We start from the raw sequence: 22701 nt of genomic DNA on the forward strand, positions 1-22701 counted from the left end.
CGAGTAGGCTGCTGTGCACGCTTCGCTCCCCCACGGGCCTAGACGAATCGTCGATCGCAGCGTACTCGGTCGGCGTCCTGAGTCGTGCAAGCGACCTTGGGAAAGGCCATTCCTACCTTTTCGCGATAATCTCCGACCCCCCTCTCGAGCGTCTCATTACGTCACCGGATTTGGGGGAGGTCGCCGTGGCGCCGCCGGACTTACACCGCGTCGAAAGGGTCGGAGGGGGCGATGAGCCCGAGCCCGGGGACCTCGTGGTCCGGCTGCCGGGCATCCCGTCCCAGGTGTCCAGGGCCAGGGGGGTCGTGACGGCGGCGCTGGGCCGCGACCATCCGCTGTACGACGACGTGGTCCTGCTCACCAGCGAGCTGGCCACGAACGCGATCCTGCACACGCGCTCCGGCGCCGGCGGCTCGTTCACGGTGACCGTGACCTGCTCGGAGGCGGTGGTGCGGGTGTTCGTGTCGGACGGCGGGGCCGACGGGCCGCCGTGCGTGTGCCGTACGAGCGCGCAGTCCACCAGCGGCCGCGGCCTGCCGCTGATCGAGGCGCTCAGCCACCGCTGGGGCTTCACCCGCGCGGCCGGCACGACCACGGTCTGGTTCGAGCTGCTACAGGCCCGCGTCCCGGCGGGCGTGGCCGTCTAGCCGTCTCGGGCGTCCGGTTCGGACGCCCGGCTCGGAGGCGCAACCCGGACCCAGAACCGGACGCCCGGGGCGGGACACCCGGCTCGGAGGCCGGATCAACGGCCCAGATCAGAGTCACAGGCTAGAGATCCAAGTCAGACATCCAGGCGGCACAGACCTTCGGCGAGCGCCTTGGTGGTGAGCCGGGTGCGGCTGTCACAGCCCAGCTTCGCGAAGATGTGCTCCAGGTGGGTCGTGACCGTGCGGACGCTCAGCACGAGCGCCGCGGCGATCTGCGGGTTGGAGTCACCGGCCGCCACGCGGGTGAGCACGTCGAGCTCCCGGCCCGTGAGGTCGTACGGCAGCGGGCAGAGCCGTTCGGCGGCGATGGCGCCCTGCACGGCCCCCTGGTAGCCGACCCCGGCCCGCAGCAGCCGCACCTCGTGCCACCGGCCGTCGCGGCCGAGCCAGCGCCCGTGCCGGCTCAGCTCCCGCGAGTCGATGAACGCCCGCGCGAACCCGGCCATCGCCGGATCATCCCATAGCGCGGCCGACGTCTCGTGCCCGGGAACCTCGCGCCGCGTCCCCAGCCGGTCGAACGCGACCGCCCGGAAGTCCCTGGGCAGCCCCACCGGGTCGATCACGCACCTGGTCAGGTCGGTGACGTGCGCCAGCATCGGGCTGACCGCCGCGACCAGCGCCCCGGTCAGCCGGGGGAAGGCGTCTCTGGAGGCCAGGTGCAGCAGGCCAGTGTAGCGCCCCTCGCTCAGGAACAACGGGGCCGTCAGCCCGGCTCGCCACCCGAAGGGCGCGAGGTGCCGCCGGAAGTATCGCTCGGTGCCCGGCTCGGGCATGCGCACGGGCGCCCTCGTGGCCATGGCCGTCCGGTACGCCGCCAGCCCGGTGTATTCCTCCGCGGCGTCCCGGTCGATGCGCCGATGCCCGTCGGCCACGACGCTGCGGTGCCGCCCCGTGGCGGGGTCGAAGGCGACGAACTCGTAGGCGTCGAGCGGGACCACGCGGCGCAGCGCCGCCATCGCCCCGTGCGCGCCACCACCGCCCGCCACCTGGTAGCCGACTTCGGCGAACGCCTGCAACTGGCAGACGTCCAGGGTGATCTCGGCCACGGTTCTTTATATCATTGCCAAAATTTGCCGGAGGGATGCCCGAATGCTGGCATAACACGAAATATCCGGACACTGCCCGCCCTGGCGTGCGGGCAATCCACGGTCGCGACTCCAGGCCCCGATCACACAGTCCCGCCGTACCCCGCGGTCGATTCACCCTGATCGCCAGGCTGAGCTCCTGAAGGGGCTCGCAGCCCACCTCGGCCTGACGTCACCTGTGGAAAGGCCCCGACGACCCGCCGGTGCGCAATCATCGATGCCATGGAAATCTGGGTCAACCCCGCCTGCTCCAAGTGCCGCTCCGCGCTGTCGATCCTTGACGCCGAGGCCGTCGGCTACACCGTGCGCCGCTACCTCGACGACCCGCCCTCGGAGGCGGAGATCCGGTCCGTACTGGAGCGGCTCGGTCTCGAACCATGGGACATCACCCGCACCGGCGAGAGCACGGCCAAGGAGCTTGGCCTGGCCGACTGGCCCCGGGAGCCGGACCACCGGGACCGCTGGATCGCCGCACTGGCCCAGCACCCGATCCTGATCCAGCGGCCGATCATCACCGCGGACGACGGGACGGCCGTGGTCGGGCGCACCGAGGAGGCCGTCCGATCCATCCTCCCGCCCGCCTAGGGCCCGCTCGTCCAGGTCGTCGCCCCCCACGACTCGTCCCGGTCCCCTTAGGCAATCCGACTCGCCCCGGTCGTCCAACTCGACCCGACTCGCCCCGGTCGTCTTACGCGACCCGACTCGCCCCGGTCGTCTTAGGCGACCGGCTCGTCCTGACCATCACGCGCAACCCGCTCGCCCGGCCCGTCGCCGCAAACCGGCGCGCCCTGCCATCACCCGCAACCAGCGCGCCCTGCCCATCGCACGCAACCGGCGTGCGCTGGCCTTCGCTCGCAAACCGGCTCATCCCGGCCCTACCTCAGTCGAATGCGACCCTCCGGGCGGGTGCCGCGCTCTCCAGGCGAGTCCCACTCCGCCAGTGCCGTGCTGGGCCGCGCGCTCTCCGGACGGGACCGCTCCGCCTCCCCGGCGGCATGCCCGTCCGGGCCCCCGTGCACGGCGACGACCAGGGCAGCGGCGACCGCCGAGCGCCAGCCCGCGGGCACCCGGGCACGCCGCCTTGTCCTTGCCCCTGCCCCTGGTCCGCAGACGCCTCCCGGCGGCACCCCGACCGGGGTCAGGGGGTGCCGGCTCCCTTCAAAATCGTCGATGCATCGGAGGGACCGGGTGTTATGGTCGGTTACATGCAGCGCGCCAACGTCACGACGACGCCGGACACCGTCCCGGCGCGCTGAATCCATGCATCCCGGGCGAATGCCCGGGGATCTGGTCGTTCGCCCTTTCCACGTGAAGGACGATCATGAACGACCATCGCAGGCTCGGCCGCGAGCTGGGCATCTTCGACACCGACCCGCTGATCGGCGCGGGCTTCCCCTATTGGCTGCCCGCGGGCGCGGCCGTGCGCAAGGCCGTCGAGGACTACGTGCACGAGCTCGAACGCCGCAACGGCTACCAGCACGTCAACTCCCCCGTGCTGGGGAAACGGGAGCTGTACGAGCGATCCGGCCACTGGGCGCACTACGCGGAGGACATGTTCCCGCCCATGAACGTGGGCGGCGAGGAGTTCGTCCTGCGCCCCAGCCTGTGCCCGCACCACGCCCTCATCTACCGCTCGCGCCCGCGCAGCCACCGCGACCTGCCGCTGCGCGTCGCCGAGCTCGGCGGCATGTACCGCTCCGAGCTGTCCGGCGTGCTCGGCGGCCTGACCAGGGTGCGGGCCGTCCAGCTCAACGACGGCCACGTGTTCTGCCCGCCTGAGCGGGCCGCGGAAGAGATGTCGGCCGCCCTCGACCTGATCGAGGCCGCGCACGCCCAGCTGGGCATCCAGGCGGTGCGTCACCGACTCTCGGTGCGCGGCGAGGGCGCCAAGTTCGTGGACGATCCGGAGATGTGGGCGCGTTCCGAGGCCTTGCTGCGTGACGTGCTGGAGGGGCGCGGCAGGGCGTACGACGAGGAGCGCGGCGAGGGCGCCTTCTACGGGCCGAAGATCGACATCCAGATCGCCGATCCGGCCGGCCGCGAGGTCACCCTGTCGACCGTGCAGGTGGACTTCTACCAGCCCGAGCGCTTCGACCTGCGTTACGCCGGCGGCGACCGTCCCGTCATGGTGCACCGCAGCGTGGTCGGCAGCCTCGAACGCCTGGTCGCGCAGCTCATCGAGGTGCACGGCGGCGCGTTCCCCGCCTGGATGGCGCCCGTGCAGGCGGTCGTGCTGCCGCTGTCGGACGCCGAGCTGCCCGCGGCCGGGGACCTGCTGCGCCGCTGTCTGGCCGCCGGGCTGCGGGCCGAGCTGGCGCCCGCGGACCGGGGCAGTCTGGGAGCCAGGATCAGGGCGCACCGGCTGGTGCCGTACCAGCTCGTGGTGGGGCCGCGCGAGGTGGCGGGCGGCCATGCGTCGGTGCGGCTGCGCGACGGCCGCCAGGCGGGCGAGGTGCCGGTCGAGCAACTGGCGGCCGAATGCCGGCCGCAATTCTGAATGGTACGTCGCATAAAGGTAACGGACTCTTCCCAATTCCAGTAAAGGACTCGTAAAGTCCCTGCAAAGCCGTGTCGGGGAGGACGTCTTGACCGAGCTGAACGACCGCGAGGCCGAGCTGGTTTCCGCCCACGAGCAGGAACGGCCGGCGCGGCAGCTCGGCGGAGCCCTGCGGCTCGGCGTGTGGATCGTCGGCGGATTGCTCTCCGTTTATTCGCTGGTGGTGGTGTTCCGGCCGATCGAGGCGCTAGAGCACCGGATGACGTTCCTGGCGGTGGCGTTGCCGCTGGTGTTCCTCTGCTACCGCTCGGGGCTGGCGCCGATGCGGCGCCTGCTCCAGCGGCCACCAGCAGAAGGCCGGGCCACGGCGAGCCCACCCGGGGAACGCCTGCCCAGGGAAAGTCTTCCCGGGGAAGGCCCGGTCCAGGAAGGCTCGTCCCAGGAGGGGCTGGTCCCGGTGGGCACGGCCCAGGACGGATCGCCTCAGGAGGGCGTGGCGGCGCGGCGGGTGGAGTGGCCGAGTGTCGCGGACTGGCTGCTGGCCGCCGCCTCCCTGGCCGTCCTGGTCTACCCGCTGCTCGACCTCGACGGCTTCCGCGACCGCGGCTCCGGCGCCGCGCTGTCGGATCTCGACATCGCCGCCGGGCTGCTGCTGACGGCGCTGCTGCTGGAGGCGGTGCGGCGTACGGTCGGATGGGCCCTGGCCATCATTTGCGCCATTTTCCTGCTTTATGCCTATTTCGGGGCATATTTGCCTATTGACTGGACGATCGGCCATCGCGGCTTCGATCTCGGCCAAATCGTGTCGCAGCTCTACACCGGCACCGAGGGCTTCTTCGGCGTGCCGATGCAGGTGGCCGCCAGCTACATCATCCTTTTCACGATTTACGGCGCCGTGCTCGATTATTCGGGCGCGAGCAGGTTCTTCATCGACCTGAGCTTCGCCGCCTTCCGCAAGTCCCGCGCCGCCCCCGGCCGTACCGTCACCCTGGCCGGCTTCCTGCTCGGCACCGTCTCGGGCTCGGGCGTGGCCACCACGGTCAGCCTGGGCAGCGTCGCCTGGCCGGTGCTGCGCCGGGCAGGCTACCCGCGCGAGCCGGCGGGCGGCATCCTGGCCGCCGGCGGCATCGGCGCCATCCTGTCCCCGCCCACGCTGGGCGCGGCGGCGTTCATCATCGCCGAATATCTCAGGGTCGGCTACCTTGAGGTGCTCCTGTACGCGACGATCCCCACCCTCCTGTACTACCTGGGCATCTTCCTGGCCATCGAGATCGACTCGCGCCGCTTCGGCACCCACGCCGTGCAGGTGGACGCGCCCAGGGCGGGCCGGCTGCTGCTGCGCTTCGGCTACCACTTCAGCTCGCTGATCCTGATCATCGTGCTGATGGCAATGGAAAGGTCGGCGTTCCAGGCCGTGGTGATCGCCACCGCGGTCGCGTTCGCGCTGTCGTTCCTCGACCCCGAGCGCCGCATGGGCCCGAGGAGCGTCGGCCAGGCGCTGGCCAAGGGCACGCTGGAGGTGCTGCCGGTCACCGCGGTGTGCGCGGCGGCGGGCATCATCGTCGGCGTCATCACGCAGACGGGCCTCGGGCTCAACCTGAGCGCGATCATCGTGGACGCCGCCGCCGGGAACCTGATCCTGACCACGCTCATGGCCGCCATCGCGGTCATGCTGCTGGGCCTGGCCGTGCCGGTGACCGCGAGCTTCATCATCGCCGCGGTGATCATCGGCCCGGCGCTCACCACGCTGGGGGTCACGCCGGCCGAGGCGTACATGTTCGTCTTCTACTACGCCGTGCTGTCGGAGGTGAGCCCGCCCACGGCGCTGTCGGCGGTCGCGGCGGCCGCGATCACCGGCGGCAACACGTACAAGACGATGATGATGACCTGGCGTTACACGTTGCCGGCGTTCCTGGTGCCGTTCGCGTTCGTGCTGACGCCGAACGGGCAGGCGCTGCTCGGCCAGGGGCCGATCGGCACCGTGCTGCTGATGACCGCCGTCTCCGCGCTCGCCGTGGCGGCGCTCGCCATGGCGACGGGCGGGCTGAGCGGCCTGCCCGAGCGGGTGCTGGCGGCGGTGGCCGCGGTGCTGCTGCTGTTCCTCGAACCCGTCCCCATCGGCTCGGGCCTGGCCGTGCTGGCCGTGGCCGCTGCCGTGCACCTCGTCAGAAGAAGGAGAGAGGACCCAGCGTGAAGCGGATCTTTGCGATGATCGCGGCAGCCGCCCTGGTGACGACGGGCTGCGGCAGCGGGGGTGGCGCGGGCGGCGGCGCGGGCAACCGGCTGTCGATCGCCACGGGCGGCACCACGGGCGTCTACTACGTGTACGGCGGCGGCCTGGCCAACCAGCTCTCCGCGAACATCGCCAACACCCGGGCCACCGCGTCGGTCACGTCGGCCTCCGTCGAGAACATCAAGCTGCTCGCCTCCGGCAAGGCCGACATCGGCTTCTCCCAGGCCGACACCGCGGCCGACGCGGTCAACGGCAAGGACACCTTCACCGCCAAGCAGCCGATCAAGGCCATCGCCCGCATCTACGACAACTACGCGCACGTCGTCGTCGCCCCCGGCGTCACCGCGGCCAAGGTCGCCGACCTCAAGGGCAAGCGCGTCTCGCTCGGCCCGGCCAACTCCGGCACCCAGGTCGTGGCCCGGCGCATGCTGGAGGCGGCCGGCCTGAACCCCGACACCGACATCACCAAGCAGCAGCTGTCGATCAACGAGTCGGTGCAGGCCGCCAAGGACGGCACGGTGGACGCGTTCTTCTGGGTCGGCGGGCTGCCCACGGCGGGCATCACCGACCTGGCCACCAGCAAGCCCGACATGAAGCTGCTCGACACCGGCGACGTGCTGGAGAAGATGCGCGCGACGTACGGCGAGCAGTACGTCCCGCTCGACGTGGACCTGTCCACGTACAAGCTGTCCGGCACGATCAAGACCGTCGGCATCGCGAACGTGCTGCTGGTGCCCGACCAGATGAAGGAGCAGCTCGCCTACGACATCACCAAGACGCTGTTCGAGAAGAAGGCGGAGCTGTCGGCCGTGCACCCGGAGGCCAAGAAGCTCGACGTCAAGCTGGGCCAGCAGGTGGCCCCGGTCGAGCTGCACCCCGGCGCCGCCCGCTACTACAAGGAGAAGGGCTGACCAGGCCGCTCCTGGCCCTCGCGGCGGTCCTGGTGCTGACGCTCGGCGCCGGCGGCGCCGGGCGCCTGACCGTGAACGGCCTGCCGGTGCGCGGCTCCTTCGCGATCGGATACGTCCATTCGGTCTACAAGGCGCCGTCCGCGGAGCTGTTCACGGTGGAGGGCCGCCGCTTCACGATGCGGGCGGTCGTCTCCACCAGCCCGGCCGTGCTCGACTACTACGCGATCGAGGGTGATCGCGCGCGTACCCCGGACGGGCTGTGGGTGCTGCGCCTGACCGCGCCCGCCGCCTACGACGAGCTGTCGCTGCTGACCACCTCGATCGGCCGCAGGACGCTGCTGGCGGACGGTCGCTGCCTGGCCCTCTATCCCGGCTCGGGGGCCGCGCAGGTGCGGCTCGCGGTCTCGCTCACGCTCGGCGTGCGTGGTGAGCCCTGCCGCCCGCCCTTCGACCGGCTCGCCGCCTACAGCCAGTCTTTCCGCTTGAACACCGTGTAGAGCGCCACCGACGTCACCGCCACCAGGATCGAGGACAGCCAGAACCCCCACGGCTGGTTCGAGCCCGGATAGGGCACGTTCTGCCCGTAGAAGCCGGTGATCATGGTGGGCACCGCGATGATGGCGGCCCAGCTCGTGACCCGCTTCATGATCTCGTTGAGCCGGAAGCCCTGCTGGGCGAGGCGGGTCTCGCGGACGTTCGCGAGCATGTCGCGGATCGACTCGACCCACTCCGTCACGCGCAGCACGTGGTCGTAGACGTCCTCGTAGTAGGGGGCCATCACGGGGTCGGCCACGAGCTCCTGGTCGCGGCGGAGCAGGGTGCCGATCACCTCGCGCATCGGCATCGTGATCTTGCGGAGCCTGGCGGTGTTCTTGCGCAGCACGTACATGGTGCGCTGCAGCTCCCTGCCGTACACCACCTGGTCCTCGAACAGCGCCTCCTCCAGCGCCTCCGCCTGCGAGTCGAGGTCCTGCACCAGGTCGAACTGGCTGTCCACCACGTAGTCGAGCAGGCCATGGAGCAGGAACGTCACGCCGTGCCCGGCCATGCGGGCGGAGTCGTCCCAGCGCCTGACCACCTCGCCGATGTCGAAGTGGTCGTTCTCGCGCACGGTGACCAGGGCGTTGCCGGTGACGAAGATGTTCACCTCGACGGGATCGAGCCGCCCCTCGTCGAAGTGGACGCCGTAGACGGTGATGAACAGGTGGTTGTCGTAGACGTCCACCTTCGGCCGCTGGTGATCGGAGAGCACGTCCTCGACCGCCAGCTCGTGCAGCCCGAGCTCCTCGCCGATCACTCCGAGGTCGGCGGGCGAGGGCGAGCAGAGGTCGAACCAGACCACGTTGTCGGGATCGCCGACATAGTCGGAGACCTCGTCGACCGGGAAGCCCTCCTTCTCGAGGACGCCGTTGCGGTAAAGACGCGTGTGCACTAGGCGAGTGTGGCAAATCGGGTGGCGTTTCGCACGGCCGCTCCTCCTGGATCGTTGTTGAAGTAGACGTAGGCGTCCGGCCAGCCGGCCTCACCGATCCGGCGGGCCCACGTCCTCAGCGCGGTCTCGCCGTACGCGAAACCGGCTCTTCCCTCGTGCAGGCGCACGTAACCCCAGTCCGCCGTCCGCCAGAGCGGGCCCTGCGGCCTGCCCCGGCGATCCGCCCAGCACAGGGCGGCCGCGTGCGCGCGGAGGATCTCGCGCACCTCGTCGGTCCACCAGGAGACGTGCCGGGGCTCCACGGCCACCCGCACGCCCGCGGGGAAGCAGCTCAGGCACCGGTCGAGCCGGCCGGGGTCGGCCCGCAGGGTGGGCGGGAGCTGCAGCAGGATCGGCCCCAGCTTCTCCTTCAGCGCGGACGCCGCGCCCATCAGCCGCGCCACCGGCTCCTCGGGGTCGGCCAGCCGCTTGATGTGGGTGAGGAACCTGCTGGCCTTGACGGCCATCACGAACCCGGCGGGCGTGCGCTCGCGCCAGGCGGCGAACGTCTCGGGCGGCGGCAGCCGGTAGAAGGCGTTGTTGTTCTCGACGGTGGCGAACGTCCGCGCGTACGTCTCCAGCCAGAGCCGCTGCGGCACGCCCTCCGGATACAGGACCCCCCGCCAGTCCTTGTACTGCCATCCGGAGGTGCCCACCAGCCATGTCATGCCCGTTGGACTACCCGGCGGCGCGGGGTGCAGTACTGTCCTTGTTCGTCAGCCGAGGAGGACCTTTACCCGATGGGCGCCAACCACGCGCACGGCACCGACGCCGTGCCCACTTCGCGGCGCACGGTGCTGGCCGGCCTGGCCGTGCTGGTGCCGCTGGCGATCGTCACGCTGGCGGCCCTGGTGTGGCTGTGGCCCGACGGGCGGCCGGAGGCCGCCGCGCAGCAGCCCCCCGGGGTCGAGCGGCTCAGCGGCACCGTCACCGGCGTCGTGCTCAAGCCGTGCCCGGCCGTCACGGAGGGCGCGCCCCGGCCCGACCCGGCCACCTGCGGGAACGCCACCGTCAGGGTCGAGGACGGCCCCGACGTGGGCAGGGACGTCACGCTCCGCCTGCCGAGCGGCCCCGGGGCCCAGCACTTCGCCGCGGACGACGCGGTCATCCTGCTGCGCGACTCCGACGGGGCCTACCAGATCTCGGACCACGACCGGGCGACGCCGCTGTGGCTGTTCGGGGCGGCGTTCGCGCTGGCGGTGATCGCGTTCGGCCGGTGGCGGGGGGTGACGGCCCTCGTGGGGCTGGCGGTGACGTTCGTGCTGCTGCTGACGTTCGTCATCCCGGGCATCCTGGAGGGCCGCTCGCCCATGCTGGTGGCCATCACCGGGGCGGCGGCGATCATGCTGGCGGTCCTCTACCTGACGCACGGCTTCTCGGTGTCCACGTCCATGGCCGTGCTCGGCACCCTGGCCAGCCTGGCGCTCACGGGGCTGCTGTCCTACGGCGCGCTGGGGTTCGCCCGGCTCAACGGGATCACCGACGACAGCGCGCTGACGCTCGGCATGAGCCTGTCGATCGACACGCAGGGGCTGCTGCTGGCCAGCATCATCATCGGCGCGCTCGGGGTGCTCGACGACGTCACGGTCACGCAGGCGGTGACGGTGGCCGAGCTCGCCCACGCCAACCCCTCCTACGGCTTCGCCCGGCTCTACCGGGCGGCCGGGCGCATCGGGCGCGCGCACATCGCCTCGGTGATCAACACGATCATCCTGGCGTACGCGGGGGCGTCGCTGCCGCTGCTCCTGCTGTTCAGCATCGGGGAGCAGCCGCTGGGGGACGTGCTGACCACGCCGGTCATCGCCCAGGAGATCGTCCGCAGCATCGTCGGCACGCTCGGCCTGATCGCCGCCGTCCCGATCACCACGGCGCTGGCCGCCCTGACCGCCTCCCGCGCGCACCGTCCCGCCGACGCCGCCGGGCCCTCCTCGGGACACGAGTCTCCCGGCTTCTTCAGCCCTCAGGACGAGCCGGCCGGCTTCTTCACGCCGCAGGGGCCCCAGCGCGGCCCGTACGAGCGCGCCGCCGGTCCCGCCCCCTCGGGGCAGGGGCGCTCCGCCCGCCACCGGCGCGGCGCGGCTGGCTAGCGGGACGGTCAGTCGACCTCGGCGCTGCCGTCCACCCGCAGCTTGCGCCGCGCCCGCTCGTAGAACGTCGTGCCGAGCCGCACCACCTTGGCCGCCCCCGGCCAGGCGGCGACCGTGACGCTGTCGCCCGGCCCCAGGTGCCCGACCACGGCCCCGTCCACCTCCACCGCCAGCCGCCCGCTGGTGGGCAGCACCTGGAGCGTCACCTCCTCGTCCGCCGGCAGCACCAGGGCCCGGTTGAAGGAGGAGTGGGCGGCGGCGGCCACGACGAGGATGGCCTCCACGCGGGGCGACACGATCGGCCCGCCGGCGGAGAAGCTGTAGGCCGTGGAGCCGGTGGAGGTGGCCACGATGACGGCGTCGGCGGCGTAGCGGACGAAGGGGCTGCCGGACGGGGTGATGGACACGGCCGCCAGCCCGTCGCCGGGGGTCCGCACGAGCGCGATGTCGTTGAACGCGGTCACGCTCACCCCGGCCACCATGCTGCGGATCGCCATGCGCGGCTCGATCGTGTAGCGGTGGCCGTCGATGGCCGAGAGCGTCTCCGCCAGCCCGTCCACGTCGATCTCCGCCAGGAAGCCGAGCCGTCCGAGATTCACCCCGAGGATCGGTGTGGGCCGCCCGGCGAGCAGCCGCATCGTGCGCAGCATCGTCCCGTCGCCGCCGAGCCCGACCACCAGGTCGGCCCGCTCCACGAGGGTGTCGGCGTCGACCGCGACGGCGGAGCAGTCGATGCGGCCCACCTCGTCGGGCAGGCCGAGCACCGTCGCGCCCTTGTCGGCGGCCCAGCGCAGGATGGTGTCGATCGCCTTCTTGGAGTCGCGCTGGGGGTGCAGCACCAGCCCGACCGTCCCGACCATGCCCATGTGCCCCACATTAGGCGATGGCCGGGACCGGGCACGTCAGCGGACCAGGCAGGGCCGCTTCGGATCGAACGTCCAGTCCTCGATCAGGTACTGCATGGCCACGGCGTCGTCGCGGGCGCCGAGGCCGTGGCTGAGGTAGAGCTCGTGGGCCGCGGCCAGCGCCTCCCGGTCGAGCTCGACGCCGAGCCCCGGCGTGCTGGGCACGTCGATCCCGCCGTCGGTGATCTGGAACGGCCTGGTCGTGAGCGCCTGGCCGTCCTGCCAGATCCAGTGCGTGTCCAGCGCCGTGATGTCGCCCGGGGCCGCCGCCCCGACGTGCGTGAACATCGCCAGCGAGATGTCGAAGTGGTTGTTGGAGTGCGATCCCCAGGTCAGCCCGAAGTCGTGGCAGAGCTGGGCGACGCGGACCGAGCCCGCCATGGTCCAGAAGTGCGGGTCGGCGAGCGGGATGTCGACGGCGCCGGCGCGTACGGCGTGGGCCATCTCCCGCCAGTCCGTGGCGATCATGTTCGTCGCGGTGGGCAGGCCGGTGGCCCGCCTGAACTCGGCCATCGTCTCCCGGCTGGAGAAGCGGCCCTCGGCGCCGCAGGGGTCCTCGGCGTAGGCCAGGACGCCGCGCAGGTCGCGGCCCAGCCGGATCGCGTCGGCGAGCAGCCAGCCGCCGTTGGGGTCGAGAGTGATGCGCGCGTCGGGGAACCTGGCGGCCAGCGCCTTGACCGCGGCGGCCTCCTCATCGCCGGCCAGCACGCCGCCCTTGAGCTTGAAGTCGGCGAACCCGTAGCGCTCCCTGGCCGCCTCGGCCAGGGCGACCACCGCGTCGGGAGTCAGGGCGGGCCGGCGGCGCAGCCGGGACCAGCGGTCCGCGCCCTCGTCGTCGACCAGGTAGGGCAGGTCGGTCTTGCCCGGGTCCCCGACGTAGAAGAGGTAGCCCAGCATGGGCACCCGGTCGCGCTGCCGCCCCTCGCCGAGCAGCTCGGCCACCGGCAGGCCGAGGTACTGCCCGTGCAGGTCGAGCAGCGTGGACTCGATGCCGGTGACCGCGTGCACGGTGGTGCGCAGGTCGAACGTCTGGGCGCCGCGGCCGCCCGCGTCCCGCTCGGCGAACCGGGCCGCCACCGAGCGCAGCAGGCTGCGGTAGCGGGCCACGGGCTGGCCGGCCAGCAGCGCTCCCGCCTCCTCGACGGTGCGGCGGATCGCCTCGCCGCCCGGCACCTCGCCGAGGCCGGTACGCCCGTCGGAGTCGGTGGTGATGACGACGTTGCGGGTGAAGAACGGTCCGTGCGCGCCGCTCAGGTTGAGCAGCATGCTGTCGTACCCGGCGACCGGGACGACCTCGACGCGCTGGATGGTGGGAGACACGGGCTGGCCCTCCGAGCCTAGTTGATCTTGTTGATGAGGGTGGTCAGCTCGGCGAGCTCGCCGTCCGTGAGGTTCTGCAGCGGTGGCCGCACCGGTCCGGCCGGACGCCCGACGGCGGTGAGGCCCGCCTTGACGATCGAGACGGCGTACCCCTTCGTGCGGTCGCGGATGTCCAGGTAGGGCACCACGAACTCGCGGATGCGGCGGTAGACGGCCTCGCGGTCCTGGGCCCGGACGTCGGCGTAGAAGTCGAGCGCGAACTGCGGGACGAAGTTGAAGATCGCCGAGGAGTACGTGCTCATGCCGAGCTGCAGCAGCGGCAGGGCGAAGGTCTCGGCCGTGGGCAGGCCGCCGATGTAGGCCAGGCGGTCGCCGACCGCGGCGTAGATGCGGGTGAGGCTCTCGATGTTGCCCACGCCGTCCTTGAAGCCGATGAGGGTCTCGTTGCGCTCGGCCAGGGTCTGGACGGAGCGGTCGTTGAGCACGGCGTTGGCGCGGCTGTAGACGATGACGCCGAGACCGGTGGCCGCGCAGACGGCGCTGACGTGCTCGACCAGGCCCTCCTGGCCCGCTTCCGTCAGGTAGGGGGGCATGAGCAGCAGGCCGTCCGCGCCCGCCGCCTCGGCCGCCTTGGCCTGCGCGACGGCGGTCGCGGTGCCGCCGGTGGCCGGGGCCACGACCGGCACCCTGCCGTTCACCTCGTCCACCGCCACGCGGACCACGCGGTCGATCTCGGCGGCGGTCAGCGAGAAGCCCTCACCCGTGCCGCCGGCGGCGAACAGACCGGCCACGGGGTAGCCGCTCAGCCAGGACAGGTGATCGCGGTAGCCCGCCTCGTCGAACTCCAGGGCCTGGTCGAAATGGGTGACGGGGAACGACAACAGGCCGCTCTTGAGCTGAGCGGCGAGCTCCTGCGGCGAGTACTTGGCCATGAGGGACGTCCTTTGCTTCACAAGCGCGCGTGGTGTCACCCCGCGCCACCGGTAAGGTCTGACGCCGCCAGGCTAGGAAGGCGGAGTGATTCCTGTCCAAGTGCGATTCTGAATCCGACGATACCTACAAAGCATCGCAAAGCGGGACAGATCATCAGTCCGGGCGTTCGGGGAGCAGATCGAGCACGCGCCAGAGGGCGGGATTGGTCGAGCCGCGGTCCCAGATGACGTGCAGCTCGACCGGCTTTCCCGCGACGCCGTCGCCTTCGTCCAGCGGGTCGCCGCCGCCGCGTACGAGGTCGCAGAAGGCGATGCCCTCGATGCCGAGCGAGCGCGCGCTGGCCGGCGCCAGCGCCACGCCGCGCCCGGCCGCCACGAGGAGCGCGGCGGTGAGGATCTGGTGCACCTGCTGCTCGATCCGGGGATGGGCGTTGGTCAGGAACCGGACGGTGAGCTCGTGGAAGTAGCGGGACTGGACCGGGCTGTAGCTGATCACCGGCAGGCCGTCGAAGTCGTCGGGCACGAGCGGCCGGTCGAGGCCGGCGAGCGGATGGCCGATGGGGACCACGGCGATCAGCGGCTCACGGAAGACGACCCGGGAGTCGAGCGTGGCGATGTCGAAGGGCGGGCGGGCCAGGCCCAGGTCGAGCTCGCCGCGCAGGATGCCGTCCACCTGCCCGGCGGTCACCCGCTCGTGGAGGATGACGTCGATCTCCGGCAGCTGCTCGGCCAGGCGCCGCAGCAGCGCGCCTAGCATGCTGATGGCCGAGACCGCCGTGAAGCCGAGGCGGACCGTGCCCGTGGCGCCGTTGGAGATCCGGCGTGCCCGGTCTCCCGCGGTGTCGACGAGCGAGAGCATCCGCCGCGCGTCCTCCAGGAAGCCGCGGCCGGCGTCGGTGAGCACGACGCGGCGGTTGTCACGTTCCAGCAGCGTGACGCCGATCGCGCGCTCGAGCTTCTGGATGTGGCGGCTCAGCGGGGGCTGCGTCATGCGGAGCCGATCAGCCGCCCGGCCGAAGTGCAGCTCCTCGGCGACTGCCACGAACGCCCTGATCTGATCCAGTGTTAGCATGATGCGGAAAGAGTATCACTTGATACCGAAAAGAGCCTGGACAGGCATCGAAGCTGCTACCTAGTCTCCGGAGACTACGGAGCGGTAACCCAGCCGAAACATCAAGGCGCCTCCGACACCGCTCCCCTTGCAGATGACGCGCGGCTCACCGCCTGCACGAAGGAGAAGTCAATGCCGACATCTCGGATGACCCCCCGCCGCATCCTCGTGGGTGTCCTCGGCGCCACCGCCGCGCTCGCGCTGACCGCGTGTGGTGGTGTCAAGACGACCTCCTCCGGTGGTGGCGACGGTAAATATCCCACCGGCAACATCGAGTTCAGCGTCGGCGCCTCCGCCGGCGGCTCGACCGACCTGATCACCCGGGCGCTGGCCCAGGGCATGGGCAAGGACCTCGGGGTCTCCACGCCGGTGCTCAACAAGCCCGGCGCCAACGGAGCGCTCAACGCCAAGGAGCTCCAGTCCGCGAAGGCCGACGGCTACAAGCTCGCCGTCCAGAACGCCTCGCTCTTCACCATCACGCCGCTCACGGTGTCCCCCGCCGAGGCCACGAAGATCGACTCGTTCGACGTCATCACCGGCGTCTCCCGCGACGACTACGTCATGGCGACCAACCCCAAGTCCGGCTACAAGTCGATCGAGGACATGAAGAAGGGCGGCAAGGCGATCCGCTACGGCACGACGGGCGTCGGCACCGGCGCCCAGCTCGCCTCCGCGCTGACCTTCAAGTCGGCCGGGATCGAGGCGACGGCCGTGCCCTTCGACGGCGGCGCCCCCAACCTGACCGCCCTGCTCGGCAACCAGGTAGACGTCTCGACGATGCAGATCGGCGAGGCCATCGAGAACATCAAGGCGGGCAAGCTCGTCCCGCTCGCAGTCTTCTCCGAGCAGCGCATACCCTTCCTTCCGGACGTGAAGACGGCCAAGGAGCAGGGCTTCGACGTGCTGGTGACGCAGTACCGCTTCCTGACCGCGCCCAAGGGCACGCCCGCCGACGTCAAGACGCGGCTGCTCGACGCGGCCAAGAAGACCTTCGCCACCCCTGAGTACAAGAAGTTCAACGAGGACAACTCGCTCACTCCGATGGAGGTCACGCCCGAGGAGGTCCTCAGCTCCCTGCAGAACGACTCCACCACCTACAAGGCCCAGCTCGACAAGTTCGGGATCAGTCTGGCCGGTTGATCGCGGCAGCGGCGGCCGGCCGGCCGCCGCTCCCCCTGCCCACACCGCCACCGAGGAGTGTGCATGTCCATGTCCGACCCCACCAGGTCGCCCGGCGCCGAGACCCCCGACCCGGTCGGGGACGTGCTCGACGCCGACCGCCTCCAGGCGGAGCTCCTGGAGGAGACGCGACCGCCGCACGCGGGCCCGATCTCGCAGGTCGCGGCGGCTGTGGTGGCGCTCGCCGCCGGCGCGGCCGGAGTGCTCGGGTCCCTCGCGCTCGGGCTCGGGCGGCTCACGCAGCCGGGCCCGGGACTGTGGCCGTTCGCCATCAGCGTCGTCATCGTCGTGCTGTCGGCGACGCTCGTCGTCACCGGCCGCGGCCTGGAGGACACCGAGCGCTTCTCCAAGTCGAGCCTGCTCACCGCGATCGCCGTGGTGACGCTCGTCGCGCTCGCCGCGCTGCTCCCCCTGATCGGCTTCGAGATCCCCTCGCTGCTGCTCGTCTTCGTCTGGCTGCGCTGGCTGGGCCGGGAGTCGTGGCGTTCCTCCATCGTGATCAGCATCGTCACCGTGGCCGCGTTCTACGTGCTGTTCGTGGTGCTGCTGCAGATCCCGCTCCCGCGCCTCATCTGAGAAAGCCACATGGACATCTCCCCCATCCTCAACGGCTTCAGCGTCGTCCTGGAACCCACCAACCTGCTCTACTGCCTCATCGGCGTGATCATCGGCATGCTCATCGGCGTGCTCCCCGGGCTCGGCCCGGGCGCGACGATCGCCATCCTGCTGCCGATCACGTACGGCATCGGGCCGGTCTCGGCGATCATCATGCTGGCGGGCATCTTCTACGGCGCCCAGTACGGCGGGACCATCACCTCGGTCCTGCTCCGCCTGCCCGGCGAGGCGTCCTCGGTCGTGACCGTCTTCGACGGCTTCGCGCTGGCCAGACAGGGCAAGGCGGGCACCGCGCTCGGCATCGCCGCCATCGGCTCCTTCATCGGCGGCACCGTCTCGATCCTCGGCCTGACGCTCCTCGCCCCGATCGTCGCCGGCTTCGCGCTCGACTTCGGGCCCCCCGAGTACGCCGCCCTCGGCGTCCTCGGCGTCCTGCTGATCTCCTCGGTCGGCAACGGCAACAAGCTCAAAGCGATCATCGCGGCCGGGGTCGGCCTGCTCATCGCGACCGTGGGCCGCGACACCTTCACCGGCGCCGAGCGCTTCACCTTCGAGAGCCTGAACCTCGCCGAGGGCATCGACTTCATCCCGGTCGCCATGGGCCTGTTCGGGCTCAGCGAGATCCTCTACAACATCGAGGAGCGGCACAACAAGGTCCACTCGCCCGCCAAGGTCGGCAACGTGTGGCCCTCCCGCAAGGATCTCGGCCAGGCCAAGGGCGCGATCGGGCGCGGCTCGCTGATCGGCTTCATCCTCGGCGTGCTGCCCGGCGGCGGCGCGACGCTGTCGTCGCTGGCCGCGTACGCGCTGGAGAAGCGGCGGGCCAAGCAGCCCGAGCGCTTCGGCAGGGGCGCCGTCGAGGGCGTGGCCGCCCCGGAGACCGCCAACAACGCCGCCGCGACCTCGTCGTTCATCCCGCTGCTGACCCTCGGCATCCCGGCGAACGCGACGATGGCCCTGATGTTCGGGGCGCTGCTCATCCAGGGCATCCAGCCGGGGCCGCAGCTCGTCACCGAGCACCCCGACGTGTTCTGGGGCGTCATCAACTCGATGTACATCGGCAACATCCTGCTGCTCATCATGAGCATCCCGATGGTCGGCGTGTTCGTGAAGATCCTGCGCGTCCGGCCCGGGGTCCTGGCCCCGATCACCGTGCTCATCACCCTGCTCGGCGCGTACACCGTGAGCAACCAGGTGTACGACGTCTTCCTGGTCATCGGGTTCGGCCTGCTCGGCTACCTGATGAAGAAGTTCGGCTTCGAGCCCGGGCCGCTGGTGCTCGCGTTCGTGCTCGGCCCGATGATCGAGAACTCGGCGCGGCAGTCGCTGCTCATCTTCGGCGGGAACCCGTCCGGCTTCTTCACCCGCCCGATCTCCGGGACGGTGCTCGCGCTGGTCGTGCTCGTCGCGATCCTGCCGCTGATCCGTAAGGCCGTGCGCCGCAAGAGCGCAGATCCTGTTGAGGAGAAGACCTCATGACCATCCTGGTCGGTTACCTGCCCACGCCGGAGGGCTCGGCCGCGGTGGACGCGGGCCTGCGCGAGGGCGTCCTGCGCGGAGAGCGCGTGATCATCGTGAACTCCCCGCGCCGGGGCGCGCCCGTCGACGAGCACAAGATCGACGACGCCGCGGGCGCCGAGCTCCTGCGCCGCGCCCGCGAGGCCGGCGTCGACGCCGAGATCCGCCAGCCGCTGCACGACGACGACCTGCCGGAGACCTTCGAGCAGCTCGTACGGGAGACCGGCGCCGGCCTCATCGTCATCGGGCTGCGGCATCGCTCGCTGGTGGGCAAGTTCATCCTCGGCAGCGAGGCCCAGCGCATCCTCATGGAGGCCAGCGTGCCGGTGCTCACGGTCAAGGCCGAGCTGTGAGCGGCCGGATCAGCCGGGTCACCGTCACGCCCGTCGCCTTCCGCGACCCGCCGCTGCTCAACGTGGTCGGCGTGCACCAGCCGTTCGTGCTGCGTGCGATCGTCCAGGTGCACACCGACTCGGGGCTGGTGGGGCTGGGCGAGACGTACGCCGACCAGGCCCACCTCGACCGGCTTGCCGCCGTCGCCGCCGCGCTGCCCGGCCTGGACGCGTTCGACCTGCACGGGCTGCGCCGCGTCGTCGTGGAGCGGCTCGGCGCGGCCACCGGCGGCGCGGGGGCCAGCTTCGGCGGCATGCTGGAGGTCTCCAGCGCCGTGGACACCGTGGCCGCGCCCTTCGAGGTGGCGCTGCTCGACCTGCAGGGCAAGGTGCTCGGCCGGCCGGTGAGCGACCTGCTCGGCGGCGCGGTACGCGATCGGGTGCCGTTCTCGGCGTACCTGTTCTACAAGTGGGCCGGTCACCCCGGCCACGACGAGGACTCCTGGGGCGAGGGCGCCACACCCGAGCAGATGGTCGCCCAGGCCCGGCGGATGGTCGACGACTACGGCTTCACCGCGATCAAGCTCAAGGGCGGCGTCTTCGAGCCCGGCCACGAGATCGACACGATCGAGGCGCTGGCCGCGGCCTTCCCCGAGCACGCCCTGCGCATCGACCCCAACGGCGCGTGGACCGTCGAGACCTCGATCAAGGTGGCGCACCGGCTGGCCGGCGTCCTGGAGTATCTGGAGGACCCGACGCCCGGCATCGACGGCATGGCCGCGGTCGCCCGGCACACGGACCTGCCCCTCGCCACGAACATGTGCGTCATCTCCTTCGACCATCTCAAGCCCGCCGTCGCCGCCGACGCCGTGCAGGTCGTGCTCTCCGACCACCACCTGTGGGGCGGGCTGCGGCGCTCGGCGCTGCTCGGCGGCATCTGCGAGACCTTCGGCATGGGCCTGTCGATGCACTCCAACTCCCACCTCGGCGTGAGTCTCGCCGCCATGACGCACCTGGCCGCGGCCACCCCGAACCTCACCTACGCCTGCGACACGCACTACCCGTGGAAGAGCGAGGAGGTCGTCAAGCCGGGGGCGCTGGAGTTCCGCGACGGGAGCGTGGCCGTGCCCACCGGTCCCGGGCTCGGCGTCGAGCTCGACGAGGACGCCCTGGGCACGCTGCACGAGCAGTACCTCAGGTGCGGGCAGCGCGGCCGCGAGGACACCGCCTACATGCGTGGCATCGTGCCGGACTTCACCCCGAACACGGCTCGCTGGTAGTCAGGGGGTCTGCAGGCGGGCGCGCGAGTTGGACAGGTGCAGCCGCATCGCGGCGCGCGCGGCCGCCGCGTCCTGGTCGGCGATGGCGCGGTAGACGTTCTCGTGCTCCAGCGTCACCCGCGTGAGGTGGGTGGCGTCGGAGACCGTGTACGTGTGCGCCAGCCGCGTGCGCGGCAACATGATCATCATCGGCCCGAGCGAGGCGAGCAGGTCGGAGTAGAACCGGTTGCCCGAGGCCAGCGCGATCTTGAGGTGGAACCGGAAGTCGGCCTCGACCGCGGTGCCCGGGTGCTCGCCGGAGCGCGTCAGATCGACGAGCGCCCGCTCGATGGCCTTCAGCTGCAGCTCGGTGCGGCGCTGCGCGGCCAGCCCGGCCGCCTCCGACTCGACGCCGATCCGGAAGTCGATCATGTCGAGGACGTCGCGGTGGGTGCGGATCTGCTCCGCCTCCACGGAGAAGGCCGTGGAGGCGGGCAGGGCCAGCACGAACGAGCCGCGGCCCTGGAAGGTCTCGACGAGCCCGGCCGCCTGGAGCCGCGAGATGGCCTCGCGGACCACCGTGCGGCTCACGCCGAACTCCTCGACGAGCGAGGACTCCGTCGGCAGCTTCTGGCCGGGCTCGATCTCGCCGGCGAGAATGCGCGCCTTCAGCCGCTCGACGAGCTCGTACGCGAGCCCGCGCCCGGTGTCACGATCGAGCCTGCGGTCTGATGGCACGGGTCACAACCTACCGGTGAACTCGGCCGCGTCGAGCCGCCAGCCGGCGGCCTGACCGGCCAGGCTCAGCCCGAGCCCGGGGCGGTCGGGCACGAGCATGCGGCCGTCCTCGATCACCGGCCGCTCGTCGAACAGCGGCGAGAGCCACTCGATGTGCTCGACCCAGGAGTCGCGCGGGTAGGCGGCGGCCAGGTGGAGGTGGATCTCCATCACGAAGTGCGGCGCGACCTGGAGGTTCGCGTGGTCGGCGAGCGCCGCGACCTTGAGGTAGGGCGTGATGCCGCCCACGCGCGGCACGTCCGGCTGGAGGAAGTCGGCGCCGCGCAGGTCGATGAGGCGGACGAGCTCGGGCACGGAGGTGAGCATCTCGCCGGTGGCGATGGGGGTGTCCAGCGCGGCGGCGAGCTGCGCGTGCCCCTCGGCGTCGTAGGCGTCCAGCGGCTCCTCGATCCACACCAGGCCGAGCTCCTCCACCGCCCGCCCGAACCGCAGCGCCGCCGCCCGGTCCCACTGCTGGTTCGCATCCACCATCAACGGAACATCGTCCCCCAGATGCTCCCGCACCGCCGCCAGCCGCCGCAGGTCCTCCTTCATGTCCGGCTGACCGACCTTGATCTTGATCCCGCCGATCCCGTCCGCCAGCGACCGGCTCGCCCGTTCCGCGACCTCCTCGGCCGGGGCCTGGAGGTAGCCGCCGGAGGTGTTGTAGACGCGCACCGAGTCGCGGTAGGACCCCAGGAGCTTGGCCAGCGGCAGCCCCGCCCGCCTGGCCTTGAGGTCCCAGAGCGCGACGTCGATCGCGGCCAGGGCCTGGGTGGCGACCCCCGACCTGCCGACGGAGGCGCCCGCCCACAGGAGCTTGTCGTAGATCGCGCCGATGGCGGAGGGGTCCTCGCCCAGCAGGTTCGCCGCGATCTCCTTGGCGTGGGCGAACTGGGCGCGGCAGCCGGCCCGGGTCGTGTAGGAGAAACCCAGGCCCGCGAGCCCGTCGGCCGTCGTGATCTCGCAGGTCAGCACGTCGATCTGGGACAGCGGCCGCTGGCGGCCCGTGGCCACCTTGGCGTCGCTCACCGCGAACGCCAGCGGCACGGCGTAGTGGCCGAACCGTACGGACTCGATGCGATCGGCCGAGGTGGCGAGGCCGTCCGCCATGTCAGGCCCGCCCGAACTCGACGCTGTCCACGGTCCACTTGCGGCACTGGTCGCTGAGCGTGAAGCCGAGCCCGGGCCGGTCGGGGACGATCATGCGGCCGTCGCGGGTCTCCAGCCGCTCGTTGAACAGCGGGTTGAGCCATTCGAAGTGCTCGACCCAGGGCTCGCGCGGGTAGGCGGCGGCCAGGTGGAGGTGGATCTCCATGGCGAAGTGCGGCGCGAGCTGGAGCCCGGCGTGGTCGGCGAGCGTGGCCAGGCGCAGGAACGGCGTGATGCCGCCGACGCGCGGCGCGTCCGGCTGGATGATGTCGGCGGCGCGGGCCTCGATCAGGCGTACGTGCTCGGCGACGCTGGAGAGCATCTCGCCGGTGGCGATGGGGGTGTCGAGCGCGGCGGCGAGCTGCGCGTGACCCTCGGCGTCGTAGGCGTCCAGCGGCTCCTCGATCCACACCAGGCCGAGCTCCTCCACCGCCCGCCCGAACCGCAGCGCCGCCGCCCGGTCCCACTGCTGGTTCGCATCCACCATCAACGGAACATCGTCCCCCAGATGCTCCCGCACCGCCGCCAGCCGCCGCAGGTCCTCCTTCATGTCCGGCTGACCGACCTTGATCTTGATCCCGCCGATCCCGTCCGCCAGCGACCGGCTCGC

At 71.3% G+C, this 22701-nt stretch carries 22 protein-coding genes; 12 read left to right on the forward strand and 10 right to left on the reverse strand.

What is annotated here, in order from left to right; translation table 11 throughout:
• Positions 1–185 precede the first annotated feature (185 nt).
• Positions 186–647 (forward strand): ATP-binding protein, encoded by a 462-nt coding sequence (locus ETD85_RS29690; protein ID WP_138693097.1) that lies wholly within the window; start codon positions 186–188, stop codon positions 645–647.
• Between the two features lie 134 nt (positions 648–781).
• Here ETD85_RS29690 and ETD85_RS29695 read toward each other — a convergent pair whose 3' ends face one another.
• Positions 782–1753 (reverse strand): helix-turn-helix transcriptional regulator, encoded by a 972-nt coding sequence (locus tag ETD85_RS29695; RefSeq protein WP_138693098.1) that lies wholly within the window; start codon positions 1751–1753, stop codon positions 782–784.
• Positions 1754–2014: 261 nt separating this feature from the next.
• Between ETD85_RS29695 and ETD85_RS29700 the strand changes: the two genes are divergently transcribed.
• From ETD85_RS29700 to ETD85_RS29720, 5 genes are all read left to right on the forward strand, one after another.
• Positions 2015–2377: an arsenate reductase family protein gene (locus ETD85_RS29700; RefSeq protein ID WP_138693099.1), complete on the forward strand. Its 363-nt coding sequence runs from the start codon at positions 2015–2017 to the stop codon at positions 2375–2377.
• 736 nt (positions 2378–3113) lie between these two features.
• Complete coding sequence (thrS, locus tag ETD85_RS29705; RefSeq protein ID WP_138693100.1) at positions 3114–4289, forward strand: threonine--tRNA ligase; 1176 nt, start codon at positions 3114–3116, stop codon at positions 4287–4289.
• A gap of 88 nt (positions 4290–4377) precedes the next feature.
• Positions 4378–6483 carry a TRAP transporter permease gene (locus ETD85_RS29710; RefSeq protein WP_206058709.1) on the forward strand — a complete coding sequence of 702 codons (2106 nt, stop codon included), beginning with the start codon at positions 4378–4380 and terminating at the stop codon, positions 6481–6483.
• On the forward strand, positions 6480–7433 hold the full coding sequence (locus ETD85_RS29715) for a TAXI family TRAP transporter solute-binding subunit (protein WP_206058710.1): 954 nt from the start codon (positions 6480–6482) through the stop codon (positions 7431–7433). The genes ETD85_RS29710 and ETD85_RS29715 overlap by 4 nt, the downstream gene beginning before the upstream one ends.
• A 32-nt stretch (positions 7434–7465) precedes the next feature.
• Positions 7466–7930 (forward strand): DUF1850 domain-containing protein, encoded by a 465-nt coding sequence (locus ETD85_RS29720; RefSeq protein WP_170246903.1) that lies wholly within the window; start codon positions 7466–7468, stop codon positions 7928–7930.
• On the opposite strand, the gene ETD85_RS29725 is transcribed toward ETD85_RS29720, so the two are convergent.
• The gene (locus tag ETD85_RS29725) at positions 7897–8865 is read right to left on the reverse strand and encodes a magnesium transporter CorA family protein (RefSeq protein ID WP_170246904.1); all 969 of its coding nucleotides are present in this window, start codon (positions 8863–8865) and stop codon (positions 7897–7899) included. The two genes, ETD85_RS29720 and ETD85_RS29725, sit on opposite strands and share 34 nt — an antisense overlap.
• Entirely contained in the window at positions 8865–9572 is a 708-nt protein-coding gene (locus ETD85_RS29730; protein WP_138693103.1) for a DUF72 domain-containing protein, read from the reverse strand. The genes ETD85_RS29725 and ETD85_RS29730 overlap by 1 nt, the downstream gene beginning before the upstream one ends.
• Positions 9573–9644: 72 nt before the next feature.
• On the opposite strand from ETD85_RS29730, the gene ETD85_RS29735 reads away from it, so the two are divergent.
• Positions 9645–10991, forward strand: coding sequence for a YibE/F family protein (locus tag ETD85_RS29735; protein ID WP_138693104.1), 1347 nt, complete (start codon positions 9645–9647; stop codon positions 10989–10991).
• Between the two features lie 8 nt (positions 10992–10999).
• Here ETD85_RS29735 and ETD85_RS29740 read toward each other — a convergent pair whose 3' ends face one another.
• The 4 genes from ETD85_RS29740 to ETD85_RS29755 form a co-directional block, all read right to left on the reverse strand.
• Positions 11000–11857 carry an NAD(+)/NADH kinase gene (locus tag ETD85_RS29740; protein ID WP_138693105.1) on the reverse strand — a complete coding sequence of 286 codons (858 nt, stop codon included), beginning with the start codon at positions 11855–11857 and terminating at the stop codon, positions 11000–11002.
• A gap of 36 nt (positions 11858–11893) precedes the next feature.
• Complete coding sequence (locus ETD85_RS29745; protein ID WP_240779518.1) at positions 11894–13216, reverse strand: enolase C-terminal domain-like protein; 1323 nt, start codon at positions 13214–13216, stop codon at positions 11894–11896.
• Positions 13217–13233: 17 nt separating this feature from the next.
• Complete coding sequence (kdgD, locus tag ETD85_RS29750) at positions 13234–14148, reverse strand: 5-dehydro-4-deoxyglucarate dehydratase (protein WP_138693106.1); 915 nt, start codon at positions 14146–14148, stop codon at positions 13234–13236.
• Between the two features lie 154 nt (positions 14149–14302).
• Complete coding sequence (locus ETD85_RS29755; protein ID WP_138693107.1) at positions 14303–15220, reverse strand: LysR substrate-binding domain-containing protein; 918 nt, start codon at positions 15218–15220, stop codon at positions 14303–14305.
• A gap of 171 nt (positions 15221–15391) precedes the next feature.
• Here ETD85_RS29755 and ETD85_RS29760 point away from each other — a divergent pair, with 171 nt between their 5' ends.
• The 5 genes from ETD85_RS29760 (at position 15392) to ETD85_RS29780 (ending at position 20183) form a co-directional block, all read left to right on the forward strand.
• On the forward strand, positions 15392–16399 hold the full coding sequence (locus tag ETD85_RS29760; protein ID WP_138693108.1) for a tripartite tricarboxylate transporter substrate binding protein: 1008 nt from the start codon (positions 15392–15394) through the stop codon (positions 16397–16399).
• Between the two features lie 63 nt (positions 16400–16462).
• Positions 16463–17014, forward strand: a complete 552-nt coding sequence (locus ETD85_RS29765; protein ID WP_138693109.1) for a tripartite tricarboxylate transporter TctB family protein — start codon at positions 16463–16465, stop codon at positions 17012–17014.
• Positions 17015–17023: 9 nt separating this feature from the next.
• A complete protein-coding gene (locus ETD85_RS29770; protein WP_138693110.1) occupies positions 17024–18532 on the forward strand; it encodes a tripartite tricarboxylate transporter permease in 1509 nt (502 codons plus the stop codon).
• Complete coding sequence (locus ETD85_RS29775; RefSeq protein ID WP_138693111.1) at positions 18529–18924, forward strand: universal stress protein; 396 nt, start codon at positions 18529–18531, stop codon at positions 18922–18924. Before ETD85_RS29770 ends, ETD85_RS29775 begins: the two co-directional genes overlap by 4 nt.
• Positions 18921–20183 (forward strand): glucarate dehydratase family protein, encoded by a 1263-nt coding sequence (locus tag ETD85_RS29780; protein WP_138693112.1) that lies wholly within the window; start codon positions 18921–18923, stop codon positions 20181–20183. Before ETD85_RS29775 ends, ETD85_RS29780 begins: the two co-directional genes overlap by 4 nt.
• On the opposite strand, the gene ETD85_RS29785 is transcribed toward ETD85_RS29780, so the two are convergent.
• From ETD85_RS29785 to ETD85_RS29795, 3 genes are all read right to left on the reverse strand, one after another.
• The gene (locus ETD85_RS29785) at positions 20184–20900 is read right to left on the reverse strand and encodes a FadR/GntR family transcriptional regulator (RefSeq protein WP_138693113.1); all 717 of its coding nucleotides are present in this window, start codon (positions 20898–20900) and stop codon (positions 20184–20186) included.
• A 3-nt stretch (positions 20901–20903) separates the two neighbouring features.
• Positions 20904–22052: an L-talarate/galactarate dehydratase gene (locus ETD85_RS29790; RefSeq protein ID WP_138693114.1), complete on the reverse strand. Its 1149-nt coding sequence runs from the start codon at positions 22050–22052 to the stop codon at positions 20904–20906.
• A 1-nt stretch (position 22053) separates the two neighbouring features.
• Positions 22054–22701 (reverse strand): mandelate racemase/muconate lactonizing enzyme family protein (locus ETD85_RS29795; protein ID WP_138693115.1); only part of this gene is annotated, 648 nt, incomplete at its 5' end.

Source organism: Nonomuraea zeae (genome assembly GCF_005889725.1).
GTDB lineage: Bacteria > Actinomycetota > Actinomycetes > Streptosporangiales > Streptosporangiaceae > Nonomuraea > Nonomuraea zeae.